The 14,933-nt window shown below is 62.7% G+C and carries 18 protein-coding genes; 7 read left to right on the top strand and 11 right to left on the bottom strand.

Annotation, left to right across the window (positions count from 1 at the left end):
- Positions 1-26 precede the first annotated feature (26 nt).
- Together E5P2_RS29750 and E5P2_RS29755 are read right to left on the bottom strand one after the other, a co-directional pair.
- Positions 27-632 carry a hypothetical protein gene (locus tag E5P2_RS29750; protein ID WP_162570860.1) on the bottom strand — a complete coding sequence of 202 codons (606 nt, stop codon included), beginning with the start codon at positions 630-632 and terminating at the stop codon, positions 27-29.
- 54 nt (positions 633-686) lie between these two features.
- Entirely contained in the window at positions 687-1,085 is a 399-nt protein-coding gene (locus tag E5P2_RS29755; RefSeq protein WP_162570861.1) for a hypothetical protein, read from the bottom strand.
- Positions 1,086-1,209: 124 nt separating this feature from the next.
- On the opposite strand from E5P2_RS29755, the gene E5P2_RS29760 reads away from it, so the two are divergent.
- A complete protein-coding gene (locus E5P2_RS29760; protein WP_162570862.1) occupies positions 1,210-2,154 on the top strand; it encodes a hypothetical protein in 945 nt (314 codons plus the stop codon).
- Between the two features lie 172 nt (positions 2,155-2,326).
- On the opposite strand, the gene E5P2_RS29765 is transcribed toward E5P2_RS29760, so the two are convergent.
- The gene (locus E5P2_RS29765; protein ID WP_162570863.1) at positions 2,327-2,881 is read right to left on the bottom strand and encodes a hypothetical protein; all 555 of its coding nucleotides are present in this window, start codon (positions 2,879-2,881) and stop codon (positions 2,327-2,329) included.
- Positions 2,882-3,101: 220 nt separating this feature from the next.
- Here E5P2_RS29765 and E5P2_RS29770 point away from each other — a divergent pair, with 220 nt between their 5' ends.
- Together E5P2_RS29770 and E5P2_RS29775 are read left to right on the top strand one after the other, a co-directional pair.
- A complete protein-coding gene (locus tag E5P2_RS29770; RefSeq protein ID WP_162570864.1) occupies positions 3,102-3,338 on the top strand; it encodes a hypothetical protein in 237 nt (78 codons plus the stop codon).
- A gap of 391 nt (positions 3,339-3,729) precedes the next feature.
- On the top strand, positions 3,730-4,002 hold the full coding sequence (locus tag E5P2_RS29775) for a hypothetical protein (RefSeq protein ID WP_162570865.1): 273 nt from the start codon (positions 3,730-3,732) through the stop codon (positions 4,000-4,002).
- Between the two features lie 30 nt (positions 4,003-4,032).
- Here the strand turns inward: E5P2_RS29775 and E5P2_RS29780 are convergent, their stop codons facing one another.
- The 8 genes from E5P2_RS29780 to E5P2_RS29815 all read right to left on the bottom strand — a co-directional run bounded on the left by E5P2_RS29780 (position 4,033) and on the right by E5P2_RS29815 (position 11,840).
- Complete coding sequence (locus tag E5P2_RS29780) at positions 4,033-5,010, bottom strand: DUF2628 domain-containing protein (RefSeq protein ID WP_162570866.1); 978 nt, start codon at positions 5,008-5,010, stop codon at positions 4,033-4,035.
- Positions 5,011-5,093: 83 nt separating this feature from the next.
- Positions 5,094-5,591, bottom strand: coding sequence for a hypothetical protein (locus E5P2_RS29785; protein WP_162570867.1), 498 nt, complete (start codon positions 5,589-5,591; stop codon positions 5,094-5,096).
- Between the two features lie 126 nt (positions 5,592-5,717).
- Complete coding sequence (locus E5P2_RS29790; protein WP_162570868.1) at positions 5,718-6,500, bottom strand: hypothetical protein; 783 nt, start codon at positions 6,498-6,500, stop codon at positions 5,718-5,720.
- A gap of 128 nt (positions 6,501-6,628) precedes the next feature.
- Positions 6,629-7,144, bottom strand: a complete 516-nt coding sequence (locus E5P2_RS29795) for a hypothetical protein (RefSeq protein ID WP_162577730.1) — start codon at positions 7,142-7,144, stop codon at positions 6,629-6,631.
- A 32-nt stretch (positions 7,145-7,176) separates the two neighbouring features.
- Positions 7,177-8,241, bottom strand: coding sequence for a hypothetical protein (locus E5P2_RS29800; protein ID WP_162570870.1), 1,065 nt, complete (start codon positions 8,239-8,241; stop codon positions 7,177-7,179).
- 169 nt (positions 8,242-8,410) lie between these two features.
- Entirely contained in the window at positions 8,411-8,692 is a 282-nt protein-coding gene (locus E5P2_RS29805) for a hypothetical protein (RefSeq protein ID WP_162570871.1), read from the bottom strand.
- A 585-nt stretch (positions 8,693-9,277) separates the two neighbouring features.
- Positions 9,278-9,559, bottom strand: coding sequence for a hypothetical protein (locus tag E5P2_RS29810; RefSeq protein WP_162570872.1), 282 nt, complete (start codon positions 9,557-9,559; stop codon positions 9,278-9,280).
- A gap of 52 nt (positions 9,560-9,611) precedes the next feature.
- The gene (locus E5P2_RS29815) at positions 9,612-11,840 is read right to left on the bottom strand and encodes an RING finger family 4 domain-containing protein (RefSeq protein ID WP_162570873.1); all 2,229 of its coding nucleotides are present in this window, start codon (positions 11,838-11,840) and stop codon (positions 9,612-9,614) included.
- A 217-nt stretch (positions 11,841-12,057) separates the two neighbouring features.
- Here E5P2_RS29815 and E5P2_RS29820 point away from each other — a divergent pair, with 217 nt between their 5' ends.
- Genes E5P2_RS29820 through rtcR form a run of 4 tightly spaced genes read left to right on the top strand, consistent with a single transcriptional unit; the run spans position 12,058 to position 14,818 of the window.
- Positions 12,058-12,408: a DUF6283 family protein gene (locus E5P2_RS29820; protein ID WP_162570874.1), complete on the top strand. Its 351-nt coding sequence runs from the start codon at positions 12,058-12,060 to the stop codon at positions 12,406-12,408.
- The gene (locus tag E5P2_RS29825) at positions 12,405-12,731 is read left to right on the top strand and encodes a hypothetical protein (RefSeq protein ID WP_162570875.1); all 327 of its coding nucleotides are present in this window, start codon (positions 12,405-12,407) and stop codon (positions 12,729-12,731) included. Before E5P2_RS29820 ends, E5P2_RS29825 begins: the two co-directional genes overlap by 4 nt.
- A 17-nt stretch (positions 12,732-12,748) precedes the next feature.
- On the top strand, positions 12,749-13,162 hold the full coding sequence (locus E5P2_RS29830; RefSeq protein ID WP_162570876.1) for a hypothetical protein: 414 nt from the start codon (positions 12,749-12,751) through the stop codon (positions 13,160-13,162).
- Positions 13,163-13,165: 3 nt separating this feature from the next.
- Positions 13,166-14,818 (top strand): RNA repair transcriptional activator RtcR, encoded by a 1,653-nt coding sequence (gene rtcR, locus E5P2_RS29835; RefSeq protein ID WP_162570877.1) that lies wholly within the window; start codon positions 13,166-13,168, stop codon positions 14,816-14,818.
- The last annotated feature ends 115 nt before the right edge of the window (positions 14,819-14,933 follow it).

A 14,933-nucleotide genomic window follows, 5' to 3' on the forward strand; every position in this document is an offset into this window, starting at 1 on the left:
GAATTTGGCCCTGGCCTCAGGTGGGCTCAGCACCCCCGGACGGCCCGCAGGACGCCCTCCCAGTAACTCTTTAGGTTCCCTTTGGAGAGGTGCGCGGACCGCTGACTCGCGGTGCGCGCGAGCTTGGCGCCGGCGAGCTCCGGTACCAGTTCGAACCAAGCCGCCACGCTGCGAACAAGTACGAAATGGCTGCCCGCGGCGAGCTGGTGCAAGGCGAGCTCTCGCGTGTAGGCCCTCGACGGGAGCTTCAGTTTCGGGTCGAAGTTCTCCGAGGCCCACGGGCACAGCTGCAGCGCCAGCACGTTGTTGCTCACAAGCTCGGGCCCCAGAGCCTCCCGGAGCTCGCGCAGGCGCTGCCAGGTCCATTGGCCATACCCGTTGCGGTACGCTGGTGCCAAGCTCTGCAGAGGCCAGCCGTCCACCACGGGGGGAGGGTGGTTGAACCCGTAGCCAGGGGTGGTCACATAGCTTGGGTTCGAAAGCAGCCAAGTGACCGGAGCGCCCAGGCGCCCCTCGTACAGCAGCGGAGCCACCTCCGAGCGCAGCCGGTACTCAGACCCCGGCGCAAGGCGCGCGTTGTAGGCGTCTAGGAAGGGAAGGTCAGCACTGAAGTCGAAGGTTGCACTCGTCATCGTCGGCACACTTTCCGGGCGAGGGAGCTCAACGCTCGGCCGCCTTGGCGGAGGTTACTTGGCGCAGTCAGCGGCCCGCACTTCGATGTCTGTCATTTTCCGGTCCGGACCGAAGTAAAGGCTCCGAAGCGTGATGCCCCGCTTCATGAAAGCAGAAAGGTTAGGCGATGCGCACTGCTGTTTCACAAGCGCAGCGCGCTGGGCCTTCTCGTCCATCGGAAACGTGGTCTCGTAGCGATACATGTACACCTTGTTGAAGGAGGTGTACGAGACGCTTTGCAAGATGGTTGTCGCGTTTACTCGACTCGGAAGGTCCTTGTTGAAAGCGTCGACGCCGGCTTTGGTCTCGGCGGCCAGCTCGCTCTCGGACATTTGAAGGATGCTGGCGGAGTTGTCGGCTGCGCCCGCAACGCCAGCAAGTAGAAGAACGAAAGGTGCGATGAGGGCGCGCATAGATATTTCATTTTGTAAGCAACGAGGTTCAATTGTGCCCGACGACGCTGAGGCTGGGCCAGGCTGTATCGGCAGCGTCGGGGCCGGGGCCTATACGAAGGAGGTCAACTCAAAACACTAAACCATGAAATCTGCACAAACCATCTCCCGCTTCGCCCTCCGCGACAAGACCACCGGCCAGCTGGTGCGCTACTACGTTGAGGACAAGAAGGGGGCATACGCATCGGAGCCCGTCGCCCATTTCCTGGCCTGCGGCCAAATGGATTCGGAGCTCCCGGTCTACGAGCAGCCAACCGCGCGAAAGCTTCACCGAGTGCTCCAGTCCGACACGCCGTCGTACAACGCGACGTACGACAGCCCGGGCCACGGCGAACTCGAGGCAGCCACCCTGGAAATCGTGCGCCGCACCGTCACGGAAGAGGTGGAGGCCTATGCTTACACGCCCCCGCCTCCTCTGAGGTCGCGCCTTCAACAGGACAAGCCGCTGCTGGTGCTGAGGCGCTACGCGGGCAATCCGAACCTGGACGCGACCGCTCGGACCTTCGAGGTCTTCAACATGCCCGAGGGCGAAACCCTCGCGAGCATGCAAGCCCGCGCGCGGAACGCGGAGGCCTTCCTGGTCAACGACTTCCGCTTCGTGGAGATGCTTGCTGTGTTCGAAGTCCCTGAGGACTACGTTCCGGACTTGCGCGGGAAGGACGGCTTCGCTGCCATCACCCGCGCGGTGGTCGAGCCGACCGAGCAGAAGGTGCCGGAGCCGGTTGAGCTGTGCGCATACGACGAGAACTCGCCGATGCCCGTGTCCGCGGCCTGGCCGCTGCGCGAGGAGCTGTGGCGCCCCTTTGTGGACAAGGACGTGCTCGTGACCTTCATCGCGGTCGTGCCCTTGCAAACATTGGTTTTCCCGTCCCCGCTCGAGGACTACCTGGTCGAGGCCTTTGACCGCCAGGTCGATGTCTCGGACGCCGAGTTCCGTGCGGTCGGTGCGCAGTACGACGGCTGGGATGACAAATTCGCCGGCGACGTCGAGCTCCAGGTCACCTGTCGGCTCATCAGCGTCGACGCATAGCGTGAACGTTTGATTTTTCAAGGCCTCTGAGTTCAACCTCAGGGGCCTTCCTCTCGCAGGCCTAAGCCGAGCGCCGGGCAAGTTTCCCAGGGCCGAGTAAAAGAAAAACGCCAGACCCGAAGGTCTGGCGAAATCAGCAGGGCGGGCACGGGAGGGAACCGCCCCTGCGATTTCAGCGGGGCGGTGCCGGCTGGGCGGGCGGTCTCGGCGTGGGGCATTCAATGAGCATGACGCCCGAGCAACGACCCCAGTCGCGCCAGAGGCCGAGCCCGCTCGCAAGAATCGTAGCGAGAGCGAACACGCCCCAAGCGATGAAGGTGACGCGAGTGCGCCTGCCTTTGCCTAGTCGCTCGAAATAGGACTCCCATCGTCCATGCTGAAGCTCCTCGGCTGACGGCTTGGCTGTTGGCTTGGCTGGCGCCTCGGCAATCTTCGCGCTATCCATGGGATAGGCCTCCAGTTCGAGGAGACGAAGATAGCCGCCAAGCAGCTTGAGATGGGAGTAGATGGCGTGCGACTTCCAGATGCCGTAGGCTACGACAAGGAAGGGCGTTATCCAAACCAGCGCTCCAAAGCCGAACCGGTACTCTGCGCTTGCAAGCCACGCAAAGATGGCTACGACGCCCAGGACGCAGGCCCTCTCCGTAAGCGCGAGTTCGGCCATGCACCCTTCGACTTCCTTGCGCAGGGCGATGTACTCTTCCTTCGGTAGCCAAGGTTCCGCCATAGTCCCTCCGTCGCAATGGACCGAACTGTGGCAGTGAACGAGCCAGAGGGCAAGCGTCGCACCGAAGCACCTTAGTGGCAGCCGTCCGCCAGCGCTCGCCGCTGTCGTACGTCCCGGGCATCGGCCGATTGTTTGCGACAATCAGGCTGGGATAGCAGCAGACGGTCGGGGAGCCTGGGGCCTGGCTACACGAATTGCACCCAACAACGAAAGGCCATTTGTGACCACTTCAACCATCCTTTCCGCCTCCATCAGCGCCATGCCTCGTGCGATGCCCGAGGGCATGTTCGACCCCATGCCGAAGGTTTCGGCGAAGCTGTCGACTGGCGAGGAAGTTTCCCTTTTCCAGTTCTACCCCGACGAGCTCACCTTCACCGAAGCGGAGTTTGTGGGCCTGACTGTGGAAGAGGCACGCAAGCTCCATCAGCGCAAGGACGTCGCGTACCTGCGGAGCTGATTGCACAACCACTATTCAAAAGGGCCGGAGACTTTTCCGGCCCTTCTTTCGTCCATCGCTTTCGTTATCAGCTCCTATGCACACAAGTCAGCTCCTTACGCGCCTCGGGGTCTTAGCCAGCCTGTCGACCCTCGGCCTTGCGGTAGTGCTCGCCGGATGTGACCGGAAAGCGGAAGCGCCGCCCATCGCGCCCGTGGCGTCGCGTCCGCTTTCGGACCCGCTGGGCCTGTTTCAAGAAATTCTGCGACCGTGCCAGGCAGTGCTGGGAGGTTCAGCAGAACGTGTTTGGCAAGCGCCAACGGGGAAGTGGGTTCGCAACAAGTTCATCCCGAAATCGCTAAGCTTCGACGTGAAAAGGACCGACTCCTTAGTATCCCCGTACGTGGCATACATGGATGTCAGATACTTTGAGGCGACGGACATTGACAACTCCGAGCAGGCCGTCAAAGCCCTGACAGTTCCAAACAAGCTGAGCAGCAACGTCGACCAACATTGGGTGCTGAAGTACGCCTTCAGGGACGGCAAATGGCAGCAGGGCGAAGTTGACTACTCCTTCGCGTTTCCCGATTTGAACATCGCCGAATCAGCGCCCAAGTCGCTACGCTTCGAGGACCTGGTCGAAGTCAGGCCAGACGCCACCGCTTGCGCAGTTCCGGCAACCTGAACACCTGCGGCGCTCTCCCGACCTGCGGGGTCAGCGGCGACACTCACTGGGTAGCAAGCTCGGCCTCATGTCCACAGGCTTGCAGACCCAGGTCACCCGGCCAGCGGCGTCCGCCGACGGGATGAGCTGGAAGGTGCGCCCATTCGCGGGGCCTGACGCAAGGACGAACTGCAGGACACCGTTGGACGTGTTCAGCTGCACGTCCTTAAGCCCATATGGCGGGCGCGTGTCGGAGAGCACCTCGGCCAGGCTGCCTGGCAGCCGCCCCTGTGCTTCGTAGAAGGACCCGACCTCTGCCGCTACCGTTTTGCCGTACATCAAGGCACTCGTCGCCTTGGCGCGCGTCGTGTAGTCCTGGTATGCCGGCAAGGCAATCGCGGCCAGGATGCCAATACCGGCCACCACGCCCATCACCACGGCGAGGATGAGCGCGATGTTGCTCGTGCCACCCTTGCTTGCGACCAGCACGACCTGGGCCTGCGGATTGCTGCTCGTGGCCCGTGCCTTCGCGACGAGGCGCTGGCAGTGTCGGTAGTAGCCACCATTTGAGATGAGCGGCGGCACGATGAAGATTCCAAGGAGGTACACGACGTAGCCCAGGCCTCCCGCAGTCGGCGAAACCGCGGCAAGCCCGCCGAGCGCAATGGCCAAGAGGTACGGCAGGAAGAAGTAGAGTGCCGCCTTGCCCCACATCTTGCGGTACAGCAGCCACCAGAACGTACAGAAGAAGGCCGGCCAGTGCCAACCGACCGAGGTTGTGCCCGCACGGTCGAAGGCCTCGAAACGGCGCAGGTAGTAGTCCCGATTCTTGTGGCCAATGGCCAGGCCGTACAACTCCGCGTCGTTGTCGCGGGCCTGCGCGCTCGGCGCCGCAGGCGCCTCGGCGGCTTTGCCAAAATCCAGGGAACGCTCTTGCGGGCCACGTGTGGTTGCCGGAACGGGTTTTCCGCAGCCAGCGCAAAAGTTCGCGTAGCCCGGGTTGAGGGTTCCGCAGTCAGTGCAATTCATGTGCAGGTCGGTCTTTCACAAGGGGTTTGCCTGCGCAGGGCTGCACCCGGCGGCAGGGGCTCGAACTAAGGGAAGGGGCGGGCTCAGGAGGTGACCTGGTACACACGCACCAGCTGCGCCTCGTCGGGGCTGAATACGCACGACCACTGCTTCTTGCCGGTGTATCCGCCGTAGCTGTTCTTGGCGTTGATTTCGAGCCCATACGAAACGCCTGGATGGGTCTTGCCGGCGTGATAGTCGTAGGCGGGGCCAAACCGCTGCGTCTCCGTCATGCGGGCGCTGTCTGGGTCCTTGAGCATGTCGCGCGCGGCCGCGCTGCACTTCGCCTTGTTGGCAGCCAGCAGCTCCGGCGTGGGCGGATTGGTGTCAGGAATCTTGGTGGCAAGCTTGCGCTTGGTCTCATCCAGGTTGGCCAGGATGTCTGCGTAGCCGCTGTTCGAGTTCACGCCATTGGCCTTCGAGTAGACCGACGTTTGTCCCTCGCCGCAGGGCACCTGGCTAAAGGTGTTGCCGCATCGATAGACGGTTTGGCCATGCACGGCTCCGCACAGGAGCAGCGCCAGCGCTGCGATAGTTTTCATTCGTTCTTCTCCTCGCCCGCGGTTGTACCGGCAAAACGGAGGCAAAGCGAGGGAGCTGTTCCCGAAACGTCGGTTCCTCACCACCCTTCGCGGACAAACTTCACGCTTCGTGCGACGCGAGGCAAGCTAGAGCTTGGGGCCCGCCCGCAACAGTCTCTGGAGAAGCGCTCTTCCGCCGGCGCTGTTCATGGTCAACGAAGCAGAGGTCCCCTGGGCCTTGTCGTACACCACGAGGTTCTCTCCGCTATCGGCCGAGCCCTGGTAACCCCAGGCGTCGATGTGCCGGGTCACGATGACCAGCTTCTCGTTTTCGAGCACCAGATTGCGGGCGAGCTCCAGCGCCTCCTGCACGCTTGGCAACCTCTTCAGGCTTGGCGTCGCGGTGAAATCCTTCGACCGGTAGGGGCACCACTCGAGCACGGCGACCTTGTGAGCAAGTACTCGGTGCACCTCCTCCAGTGGTACCTTCCAGTTTTGCCCGAGCTCAGTGGCCACACCACGAAGCTTGGCCATCTGCCGCTGCTTTACTGCCAGCTCTGCGCCACCCTTCCAATAGGCGACCCCAGGGTGCGTGCGAAAGGCCGGATTGAAGTCGTAAAACGGATAGCCGCCTGGCGTGTGCTGCTGCTGGATATTGGCGCTCTGTGCTGCAGTCATCGCCTCGTGTTCTTTCGGCCAAGCCTTGCGCCAAGCTTCATCGTTGTCGCCATAGCCTGCGTTAAGCGTCAGGATGACGGCCTCCGCCGTCCGCAGGTTCCCCAGCACGGGAATCGGCAGGACCTGGAGCTGGAACTGCGGATGCTTTGTAGGCTCGAGATGGGGCTCGTCCTTGGGGTGGACATACAAGGACTTTGGTGACATGTCCAGCTCTCGCCAAAATCGTTCGAAACGCTCAATGCCTTTGCTCATCCTCGACTCCGTCTTGCTGCGCCCGCTCGCTGGCGCGATTCGGGGAATGGTACGGAAGGAGCGATATAAAGCGAAGCTCAATTCCGGGTGCGTTGCGCAAGTCTCACGACCGCGGACAGGGGCTTGACTTATATTCGCGAGTTTCGCAGCCGCGCTGCCGCTCCGAGGTCAGGAGAACCGCTCCGCAGGGCCTGCTCGTCGCCTTCGTCCGCTGCAAGCCACGCTCGGACCGATTCGATATGCCGGTTCAGTTCGGCCTGGTCGCCAGCCCGGTATCGGTCCCGCAGCGACGTGAGAGGCTCGATGATGATTTCTGGCCAGCCGAACTGGTCAGCTGTGATGTCCGCCACGGTCGGCTCGCCGGCGATTTCCAGCTCGACCCAGTAGTGTCCTCGCCAGTTGCCGGAGACGTCTCGAACGCCATCGTTGTCGCCACCACCGCCGCGGATGACACTGCGGTGCGGTGTGAACTTGTGAAAGGCGTCCAGCAGCAAAATGCTCCCGAGCGCGCAGACGCCATCGGTGCGCTGATGCTTCAGCGTCATATCGAGCGTCTGGACGAGAAGTCGACGCATCGTGGCGGCAATCTCGAGCGGAGGGGGCAGGGCGGACTCCTGTTGGTGCGAACGTTGCAAGTGTGTCATCGCCGGGGAGCCTGCTGCACCGGGTTTCGGCGCTAGACGGCCCGCCCAGTGTTGGTGATGGCCGCGCGCTGCCAGCCTTGGCCGGGCACCAGGAACGAGTACGGGCCGTCGGTATCGATGGTGTCGGCAGCGAAGGCATCACCGCAGAGCCGGACCGCTGTGCGCCCCAGAAGCTTGTTGGCAACGAGTACATACTGCTCGGGCTCGTCGATATCCTGCTCAGAGATGCCAGCAACCAGTCCACGCGAAGGGTGGTGGATGGCAGCTCGAGTAGAGGTCTTGCCAGAAGCCCGGTCGGTTAGCACCGCGACGTAGGCGCTCAGCTCGGACTCGTCGGTGTACGTCGCGTCCGCCACGCGCTTCATCGCGACCGAGAGGGTGTGCGCCTGCTTGATGTGATAGACGCTGCGCAACACGGGCCAGGGGCTGCCAACCATCAGGCACGAGTGGGTAACAGACAACGGCGGCCGGCTGGCCACACCGTCAGAGTACTCCGCAGCGAAGCTGAGGGGACTTGCCTGCAGCTTCTCCAGGTCTTCAGGCGTGCCGTCCTTGACTCGCACCAGCAGCATCGTCTCGTCGTAAAAAGGCGTCTCGTCGATTTCGCGCCAGCAATTGGGCTCCGCTTCCTGCACGTGGCCGTCCTTCAGCTGCGCGCAAATCTGGAAGGCGAGGGTGGGCGACAAGCCAAACGCTTTGGCGGCATTCAGGTGCCCCGGCAAGACGTCAAGCCGCTCAGGCGAGATGCCCGACGCCTTCGACAGGTCCGCTGCGACGGCTCGCGGGTCGCTCAAGCGATTGAGCGTGACGCCCCGCGGGCGCGCAAAGACCGTGGCCAGGGCGGCCAGCGCGTAGCCGCTGGAGTAGTTGTTCCCGCCTCCACGAAGCGGCTGGAACATCGACGAGCTCAGCATCCCGTCGAGCTCTTCGAGCGCACCGTCGTTGCCCGGCCGGGCCGCCTCTGCGCCCAGCGTCATCATCCGGGTGCTCTCGTTGCGAGCCAAGAGCCGGAAAATCTCTCGCCCGACAGGCCCTCGAAGGGCCGACGCACCTTGGGCGATTGCGTTGAGGCTCCTGATAAGCTCTTTGTCGTTCATTGGGCGGTCGGCGCGGAATTGGCGCTTATTTTAAGTAATTTGGGGCGCGGATTTTAGCAAAGATTGTTTTAGGCCACCAGCATTATATTAGACTGGTTTAGGCCCGCGAGAAGCGAAACGCCCTTCGAAGACCAAGAGGTCCGCGAAGGGCGTGCGAAAAAGGAGTTCTCTATGACTCGGCGGCGTCCATGAACTTGGTAGTTGCCCACAAGCCGCGCTTGAACTGCTTGATTTCGCCTTTGGCTACCAATTCCCGGCGAACTGCGTCAAACACTCGACTGGCGATGATGGCATGGTTGGCGGGGAGGGGGTTCGTCCGTTGGAGCCATAGGCCGCCGTGCTTCAGCAGGTGCTGTCGCACTTCATCTGGTGTAGATGTCGCGTTCCCGAGGAGGCGCTCTCGAGCGAGGTCGAAGAGCTGCTCGGGGATTGGAGTAGTGCCGAATTTCATTGGTCGAAGGTATTGGTCCGGAGTTTAAGGGAGGCCTGTACCCGGTATAGGAAACGGTCGCAGGCCCGGGAGCTCGACCGTGCCGTCAAAGCTTGAATAGGCCGGCCTTGGCCGCGGGGGCCGCGCGCTCACCCTGCATCGGGCGAAGCGCCTCGCGCCAGGCCTAAAAGTCCAATCCGTTCGTCCCGAACACGTTCCCGTGAACGGCGAGCCCAGAGCCATGGTCCATTGGCAAACCGTTTGACGGAGTGACGGAGCCGAACGGGTCGGCGACGTACCAATCATCCCGGAGTCGACCGCGGCACGGGAGTTCGCAGAACGACAGCTGCGGCTGACACGAAAAAGCCTGCTCGCATCGCTGCAGCAGGCCTTCGGTAGTAGGGTGACAGAAATCGCAGCGCCTAAATTTCGAAGTGTGAGTTAGAAGGAAGGCGGCCACATGGCTGTCGAAGATACGACTGGAATTCCGGGGCCTAAGTTTCAACCAAAAGAATTTAGAAGGAAGGCCATCAGATAGCAGTCACACAAACATTATAGCATGAAGTTTTTATACTTTTGAGCCTGTTGCTTGAAATAGTTTAAGGCTCACCTTGGATAGTCGTGCACAAGGCGACCGATTTCGCCAACCGTCATGGTGCTGAGCCGCTGCATGCTCACGTATTCGCCATGGAGGACCTCCTGCTTGGCCGCTTCGATGGCACGGTTGCGCGCATCGCCAATCACTTGGCGACGCTCGTCGTTCGACTGCGATGCGGCCGCGCGTAAGGACCGGTGGGAGTCGATGAGCTGCTGCAGGGTCAAGGCGCCTGTCAGGTCCATCTCCTCGCCGTAGCGCCGCAGCTGCTCCCAAACTTCTTCGATTAGCACGGTAGTTCTCTCTTGCTCGAGGGCGGCATGCTTCCACGCCGCCCTCATTTGTTTACAGCCAGTCCGCCACGACCTCGTCGAGCTCATTGAGCTTGCGCTCGTCCAGGACCAGGTCGGCCTCTTCGCGCGTCGAGACAAGCTCCCCGCGCGCCTGACCATGGAGTTCGAAGAGCTCCTTGAGGCTCACCCGCTGGTCCTGCATGGCGATGACCGCCTTCAGCTGCTTCACCGCCCGGCCGCCGGCCGACTCCACGGTGTTGTACATGTTGCGTCCCTTGAGGGACAAGTCCGCCCACACCACCTGGCAGGTCGCCAGGTCAACGACCATCGGCACCATGATGACCATCGCTCCGTTCACGGAAAACTTGTGCTTCACAGTCTTCGGCTCGAAGTTGGCACCCTTGGTGGCATCCTCACGCTCCATGAACCCGGCGAAGCACGGGAAGGTGTCGAAGCTCTGCCCCGTGTACGAGAACACCGTAACCGCGGCGTAGCGCACGCCTTGCACCTTGAGCGCCGCCAGGTCCAGGTCAATGAACTCGCAAGCCCCTTCCGGCCCGGAACCGGAGCGCAGGTCACCGGAGTGGGCGCTACGGCCGTACGACCGCACGTTGGTCCAGGACAGGTGGTCCTTCTTGTTCCAGTGCTCATCGTAGAGCGCGCAGGACAGGTCGACGTCGATGTGCGGGCCCGCCCAGTGCATGAACAGGCGCACGATTCCCTTGGACGACTCCAGTGCGACACGCGAGCCGCGGGTCATCGGGGACATGCCGGACGACGCGCTGCGCTGGGAAAACGGCACCAGCACTGCTTCCAGAGCCTCGTCCACGAAAACCTTCCCGAGCGCCTTGCGCTCAGCAAAGCGACGACGCAGCTCCTTGTCGACAAGGTCCAGCACGGCGAAGCGCGCCTCCGCGGCCAACGGCTTGCGTCCATCCCCATCGACGATGTACATCTTGGCCACGGAGCCCTTCGGCATGAAGGCCCGGAACTCCGACTTGGCCGCACGCTGGCGGAAGTGCGCCAGGAGCGTCAACAGGATGGTCGTGCTGACGGACTCCACGCGGAGTGCGCCAAGCACCTCCTCGAACGGCAGGCCGCGGCTGAGCAGCGCGTCAAGCTTGCGAGCAAGCTCACCCGGGCGCTGCGCCAGCGTTTCGAGCAGGGCGAAGCGCGCCTCCTGCTTGTACAGGTTCGAGTGCACGAGCAGCTTCTCCACCCGCGACGCGTGAGTCGTGATGTCGTCCTCGCGATTGCGCAGGGCGTCAAAGCACGCCCATGCCTTCGGGAACCGCGCCTTGAACTGGCCGACGTGCAGCACTTCACCCAGGCGCAGCCAGCGGCCGCGGTAGCCGAGCATCTCCTCGAGCACGTACGCATCGGCTTGCTTGAGCGCATTGAACGCTGCCATCAAGAACTGGCGCTGACCGTTGTTCAGCTTGAAGCGCGTCACTTCCTTGAGCGACACGTCGCCCCCGCACAGCGCGACCGCCAGGCGGAGCACGTCCGTCGGGGTCTTCAGAAAGCGCAGCAGGTGGGCACGCTCCACACCCTGCTTCAGCAGGCCCGCGGTCACGAAGGTCGCGGTCTCCTTGAATGCCATTTCATCCGGCAACCGGCGTACGACGGCGTCAGCCTGCAGCCCGATGACCGCCGACACGAAGCCTTTGTACGACTCGGAAAGGGACGTGCGCGACCGTACGACGTTGTCGAACGCCTGGAAAACGTGTTCTTCGGTAGCCAGGCCGAGGAGCTTCAGCGGGGTGAGCTCGTCCAGCGGCACGACGTTCGTCTGCTCGACGTTGATTTCCGGCACCTGATGCTGGCAAATCGGGCACGCACCGAACTTCTCCAGGTCGAACAGCCGGTGGTTCACCAGGTGACCGCAAGAGAGCGCCGTGTACTGGCCACCCAGAATCGGGCCCAGGGCCGACTCGGCGTAGCCCATGAACCGACGGACGAAGTAGTCGAACGTGTCCGGCACGTCATGCGGGAAGTTCTTGAAGAGCGGGCGGTACTTCACCTGCGCGCCGACTGCCTCGCGGAGGATAGCCACCAGGCGACCATGGAACGCCTTCAGGCCTGCGACATCAAGCTTGCGCAGCAGTGCGCACAGCTCACCGTCCAGGGTGAAGCCCAGCTGGCCCACATCTGCCAGCACTGCCGGGATGAGCGTAACCGCGCTGCCGTTCAGAGCGGCAGCATCGACAGACAGGAACACCTTGCGCTTCTCGCGCAGCAGGAAGGATTGGACGACAGTGTTGTTGGCAAAGGAATTCATAGCTTGCTCGGTGTGTTGTGAAGGCTGCACTGAGGGCTGCCCTATATCCGATTCATTGCAATGCCCGTGCCAGCACGCCCAGCGAACGGCCTAAACAACACTAAGCCTTTGATTTCATTGCGCTTTCCCTATAAAACCTTAAATCTAAAATCCTTGTTGAAAATTATCCACTAGGATATAATCTATTCATCGCAGACTGAACACCTATCCAAAAAACATGGCCTGGAAGCTAGCTCGGACCCGCCAATGCGCAAAGTGCCCATGGCGCACTGACGTTGACCCGCGCGACATCGCCAACGGCTACTCGGAGGAACGGCACCGCGCCCTGGCGAGAACCATCGCCAAGCCGGCCGATTTCACGAGCCTGGATGCGCCGCTGCACATGATGGCATGCCATGAGACGGAGAAGGCGCACTGCATCGGGTGGCTCGCAAACCAGGTCGGCCCTGGCAACAACATCCCGCTGCGCATGCGGCTGCGAGATTGCGAGAACGCCCACCGCATACAGACCGTAGGTGAGCAGCACCTCACCTTCGACGACACCCTCCCGAAAGACACGCCCAAGTGAAAACGCTCCGGTTCTACGGCCAGTTCGACGACCAGTTCAACCTGGATATCAACGGACGCTATGTCGCGCAGGTCAACGCAAGCCAGCGGCTCGCGCACTACCGGATTGAGTCGCCCGAGGGCGAGTTCATTGTGCACGCCACCTTTGCCCCCGAGCAGCTGCCCAGCGATACATGGGCCATTGGCGTCGCAGCCGGCTCGGCTGGCAAGCGCCTGCCTGCTTGGCCGATGCGATTTGAGCAGGATGCTTCCCTCGTCATCGAGGCCCCCGATGAAGCTGTTGTCATCCACGGCGACCACGCGCTCTTCGGGCGCTACGTCTAAACGATTTCTCCGCCCCCATGACCAAGAAGTTCATCGTCACCTACCGCCCGCCGGAGCACGCCGGCAAGCTCATCGCCGTCGAGCATGAGTCGGCCGAAACGCTACTTGAAACGCTCCTGCCGGCAGCCGTCTCCGCCCTCCAAACGGACAACGGTCCGTTCGAACTGTTTGGAAAGCGGTTCGACGTGGAGGCCTTGATGGTCTGGGTGCCTGACGACCCAGTCCGCCACGCCTACGACGAGCGCAGGGCGAAGCTGGAAGGGCGGCCGGCACCGGTGCGGTACGAGGACAGCCGCGGCCTGATGCGCCGCTACGTGGCTCCGAAAGTGGAGGCACTCGACGACTGGTTCGACCGAATCGCCAAGGCGGGCGGCGCCCGTAGCTACGAGCTCGAGCGGGAAAACTCGGAACTCATGCGGGCGGAGGCCTGAGCCATGAGCAGAACCGTTGTCCTTGGCTTTCTCGGCAGTCAGCTCGACTCCGGCCTCACGGCCAAGCGGTGGGAGCGCTGGCGCCCAACCGTGAGCCTGGCCGCGCAAGGTGAGATTCCCGTCGACCGCATTGAGCTGTTCACGTTCAAGGCCGCTGAATCCGCCTTGGCCGAAGTCGTCAAATCCGACATGGAGACCCTCAGCCCGGACCTCCAGGTGACCGTGCACGACCTCGCCATCAACGACCCGTGGAACTTCCCGTCCGTCTACGCCGCGCTGCACGAGTTTGCCCGGGGCTATGAGTTCCAGGAGGACACCAACTACTACGTCCACCTGAGCACAGGCACGCACGTGGCGCAAATCTGCCTCTTCTTGCTGACAGAGGCGCGCTACTTCCCGGGCAAGCTCCTCGGCACCCGAAAGGGCACCTCTGACGGCAAGCCGTGGGAAGGCCGGGCGGAGGTCATCGACCTCGACCTGTCGACCTACGACCAGCTCTCCTCGCGCTTCCGACGAGAGCAGGACGACGACCTGTCCCTTCTCAAAGGCGGCATCGTCACGCGCAACGCTGCTTTCAACCAACTGATTGCTCGCATCGAGAAGGTGAGCCTGCGGTCGACCGCGCCCATTCTGCTGACAGGGCCGACCGGTGCCGGCAAGAGCCAGCTGGCAGCTCGCATCCACGCGCTGCGTGCCCGCAAGCGCATGGCCCAGGGTGCCTTCGTGGAGGTGAACTGCGCGACCCTGCGTGGCGAGAACGCGATGAGCACGCTCTTTGGCCACAAGAAGGGGGCTTACACCGGAGCGACGTCCGACCGCGCTGGCCTTTTGCGCTCGGCCGACGGGGGCATCCTCTTCCTCGACGAGATTGGGGAGCTGGCGCTCGATGAGCAAGCCATGCTGCTGCGCGCGCTCGAGCACAAGCGATTCATGCCCCTGGGCGCCGACACGGAGGTCGAGAGCCGGTTTCAGCTGCTCGCAGGTACCAACAAGGACCTGGCCGTCGAGGTGTCGAAGGGCACGTTCCGCGCCGACCTGCTTGCTCGCATCAACATGTGGACGTTTGAGCTTCCGGGCCTTGCTGCACGGCCGGAGGATATCGAGCCGAACCTGGACTTCGAGCTTGAGTGCGCAACCGAAGAGCTTGGCACCAAGGTCTCCATGAACAGCGAGGCGCGCGAGGCCTATCTCGACTTTGCCGGCAAGGCACCCTGGCCTGGTAACTTCCGGGACTTCAAGGCTTCAATCGCCCGGATGGCCACCCTTTGCACCGGCGGCCGGATTCGTCTGAGCGACGTCACGGACGAATGCGCCGTCCTCGCTCGGCAGAACCGGTTTTCCGAACCTGCGCGAACCCGGCCGCACCCGGCGGGCGACTTGGGCGATAGCCTCACCGGCGCGGTGGACCGGGTGCTGGGGTCGCGCGCGAGCCAATACGACCCCTTCGACCTGGCACAGCTCGAGACAGTGCTGCGGGCGGTTGCCACCGCCCGCAGTCTTGCCGAAGCGGGCCGTCATCTGTTCTCGGTCTCTCGACAAGGCAAGGCGAAGAGCAACGACTCGGACCGGCTTAAAAAGTACCTGGCCCGGTTTGCCCTTGAGTTTCTTGAAATCAAGCAGCAGCTGGGCGGTAGTCCGGGGGCGCTGACGGCGTAACCAAATCCCGCGCCGCTCGCAACGCGGCTCCCTCAGTTCGACGGTGCCCTGGGGGGCGCAAGGCGACGGCGAACGCACATGCACGGCGCAACCGTGCCATTGTTCGCAAAGTCCC

It is taken from the genome of Variovorax sp. SRS16, from assembly GCF_901827165.1.
GTDB lineage: Bacteria > Pseudomonadota > Gammaproteobacteria > Burkholderiales > Burkholderiaceae_C > Variovorax.

Coding starts and splice junctions, on each gene's coding strand:
- E5P2_RS29775 (WP_162570865.1), top strand. CDS start 3,730: ATGGATGTCAGATACTTTGAGGCGACGGACATTGACAACTCCGAGCAG.
- E5P2_RS29750 (WP_162570860.1), bottom strand. CDS start 632: ATGACGAGTGCAACCTTCGACTTCAGTGCTGACCTTCCCTTCCTAGAC.
- E5P2_RS29760 (WP_162570862.1), top strand. CDS start 1,210: ATGAAATCTGCACAAACCATCTCCCGCTTCGCCCTCCGCGACAAGACC.
- E5P2_RS29820 (WP_162570874.1), top strand. CDS start 12,058: ATGGCCTGGAAGCTAGCTCGGACCCGCCAATGCGCAAAGTGCCCATGG.
- E5P2_RS29805 (WP_162570871.1), bottom strand. CDS start 8,692: ATGAAATTCGGCACTACTCCAATCCCCGAGCAGCTCTTCGACCTCGCT.
- rtcR (WP_162570877.1), top strand. CDS start 13,166: ATGAGCAGAACCGTTGTCCTTGGCTTTCTCGGCAGTCAGCTCGACTCC.
- E5P2_RS29765 (WP_162570863.1), bottom strand. CDS start 2,881: ATGGCGGAACCTTGGCTACCGAAGGAAGAGTACATCGCCCTGCGCAAG.
- E5P2_RS29795 (WP_162577730.1), bottom strand. CDS start 7,144: ATGACACACTTGCAACGTTCGCACCAACAGGAGTCCGCCCTGCCCCCT.
- E5P2_RS29785 (WP_162570867.1), bottom strand. CDS start 5,591: ATGAAAACTATCGCAGCGCTGGCGCTGCTCCTGTGCGGAGCCGTGCAT.
- E5P2_RS29815 (WP_162570873.1), bottom strand. CDS start 11,840: ATGAATTCCTTTGCCAACAACACTGTCGTCCAATCCTTCCTGCTGCGC.
- E5P2_RS29780 (WP_162570866.1), bottom strand. CDS start 5,010: ATGAATTGCACTGACTGCGGAACCCTCAACCCGGGCTACGCGAACTTT.
- E5P2_RS29800 (WP_162570870.1), bottom strand. CDS start 8,241: ATGAACGACAAAGAGCTTATCAGGAGCCTCAACGCAATCGCCCAAGGT.
- E5P2_RS29830 (WP_162570876.1), top strand. CDS start 12,749: ATGACCAAGAAGTTCATCGTCACCTACCGCCCGCCGGAGCACGCCGGC.
- E5P2_RS29790 (WP_162570868.1), bottom strand. CDS start 6,500: ATGAGCAAAGGCATTGAGCGTTTCGAACGATTTTGGCGAGAGCTGGAC.
- E5P2_RS29755 (WP_162570861.1), bottom strand. CDS start 1,085: ATGCGCGCCCTCATCGCACCTTTCGTTCTTCTACTTGCTGGCGTTGCG.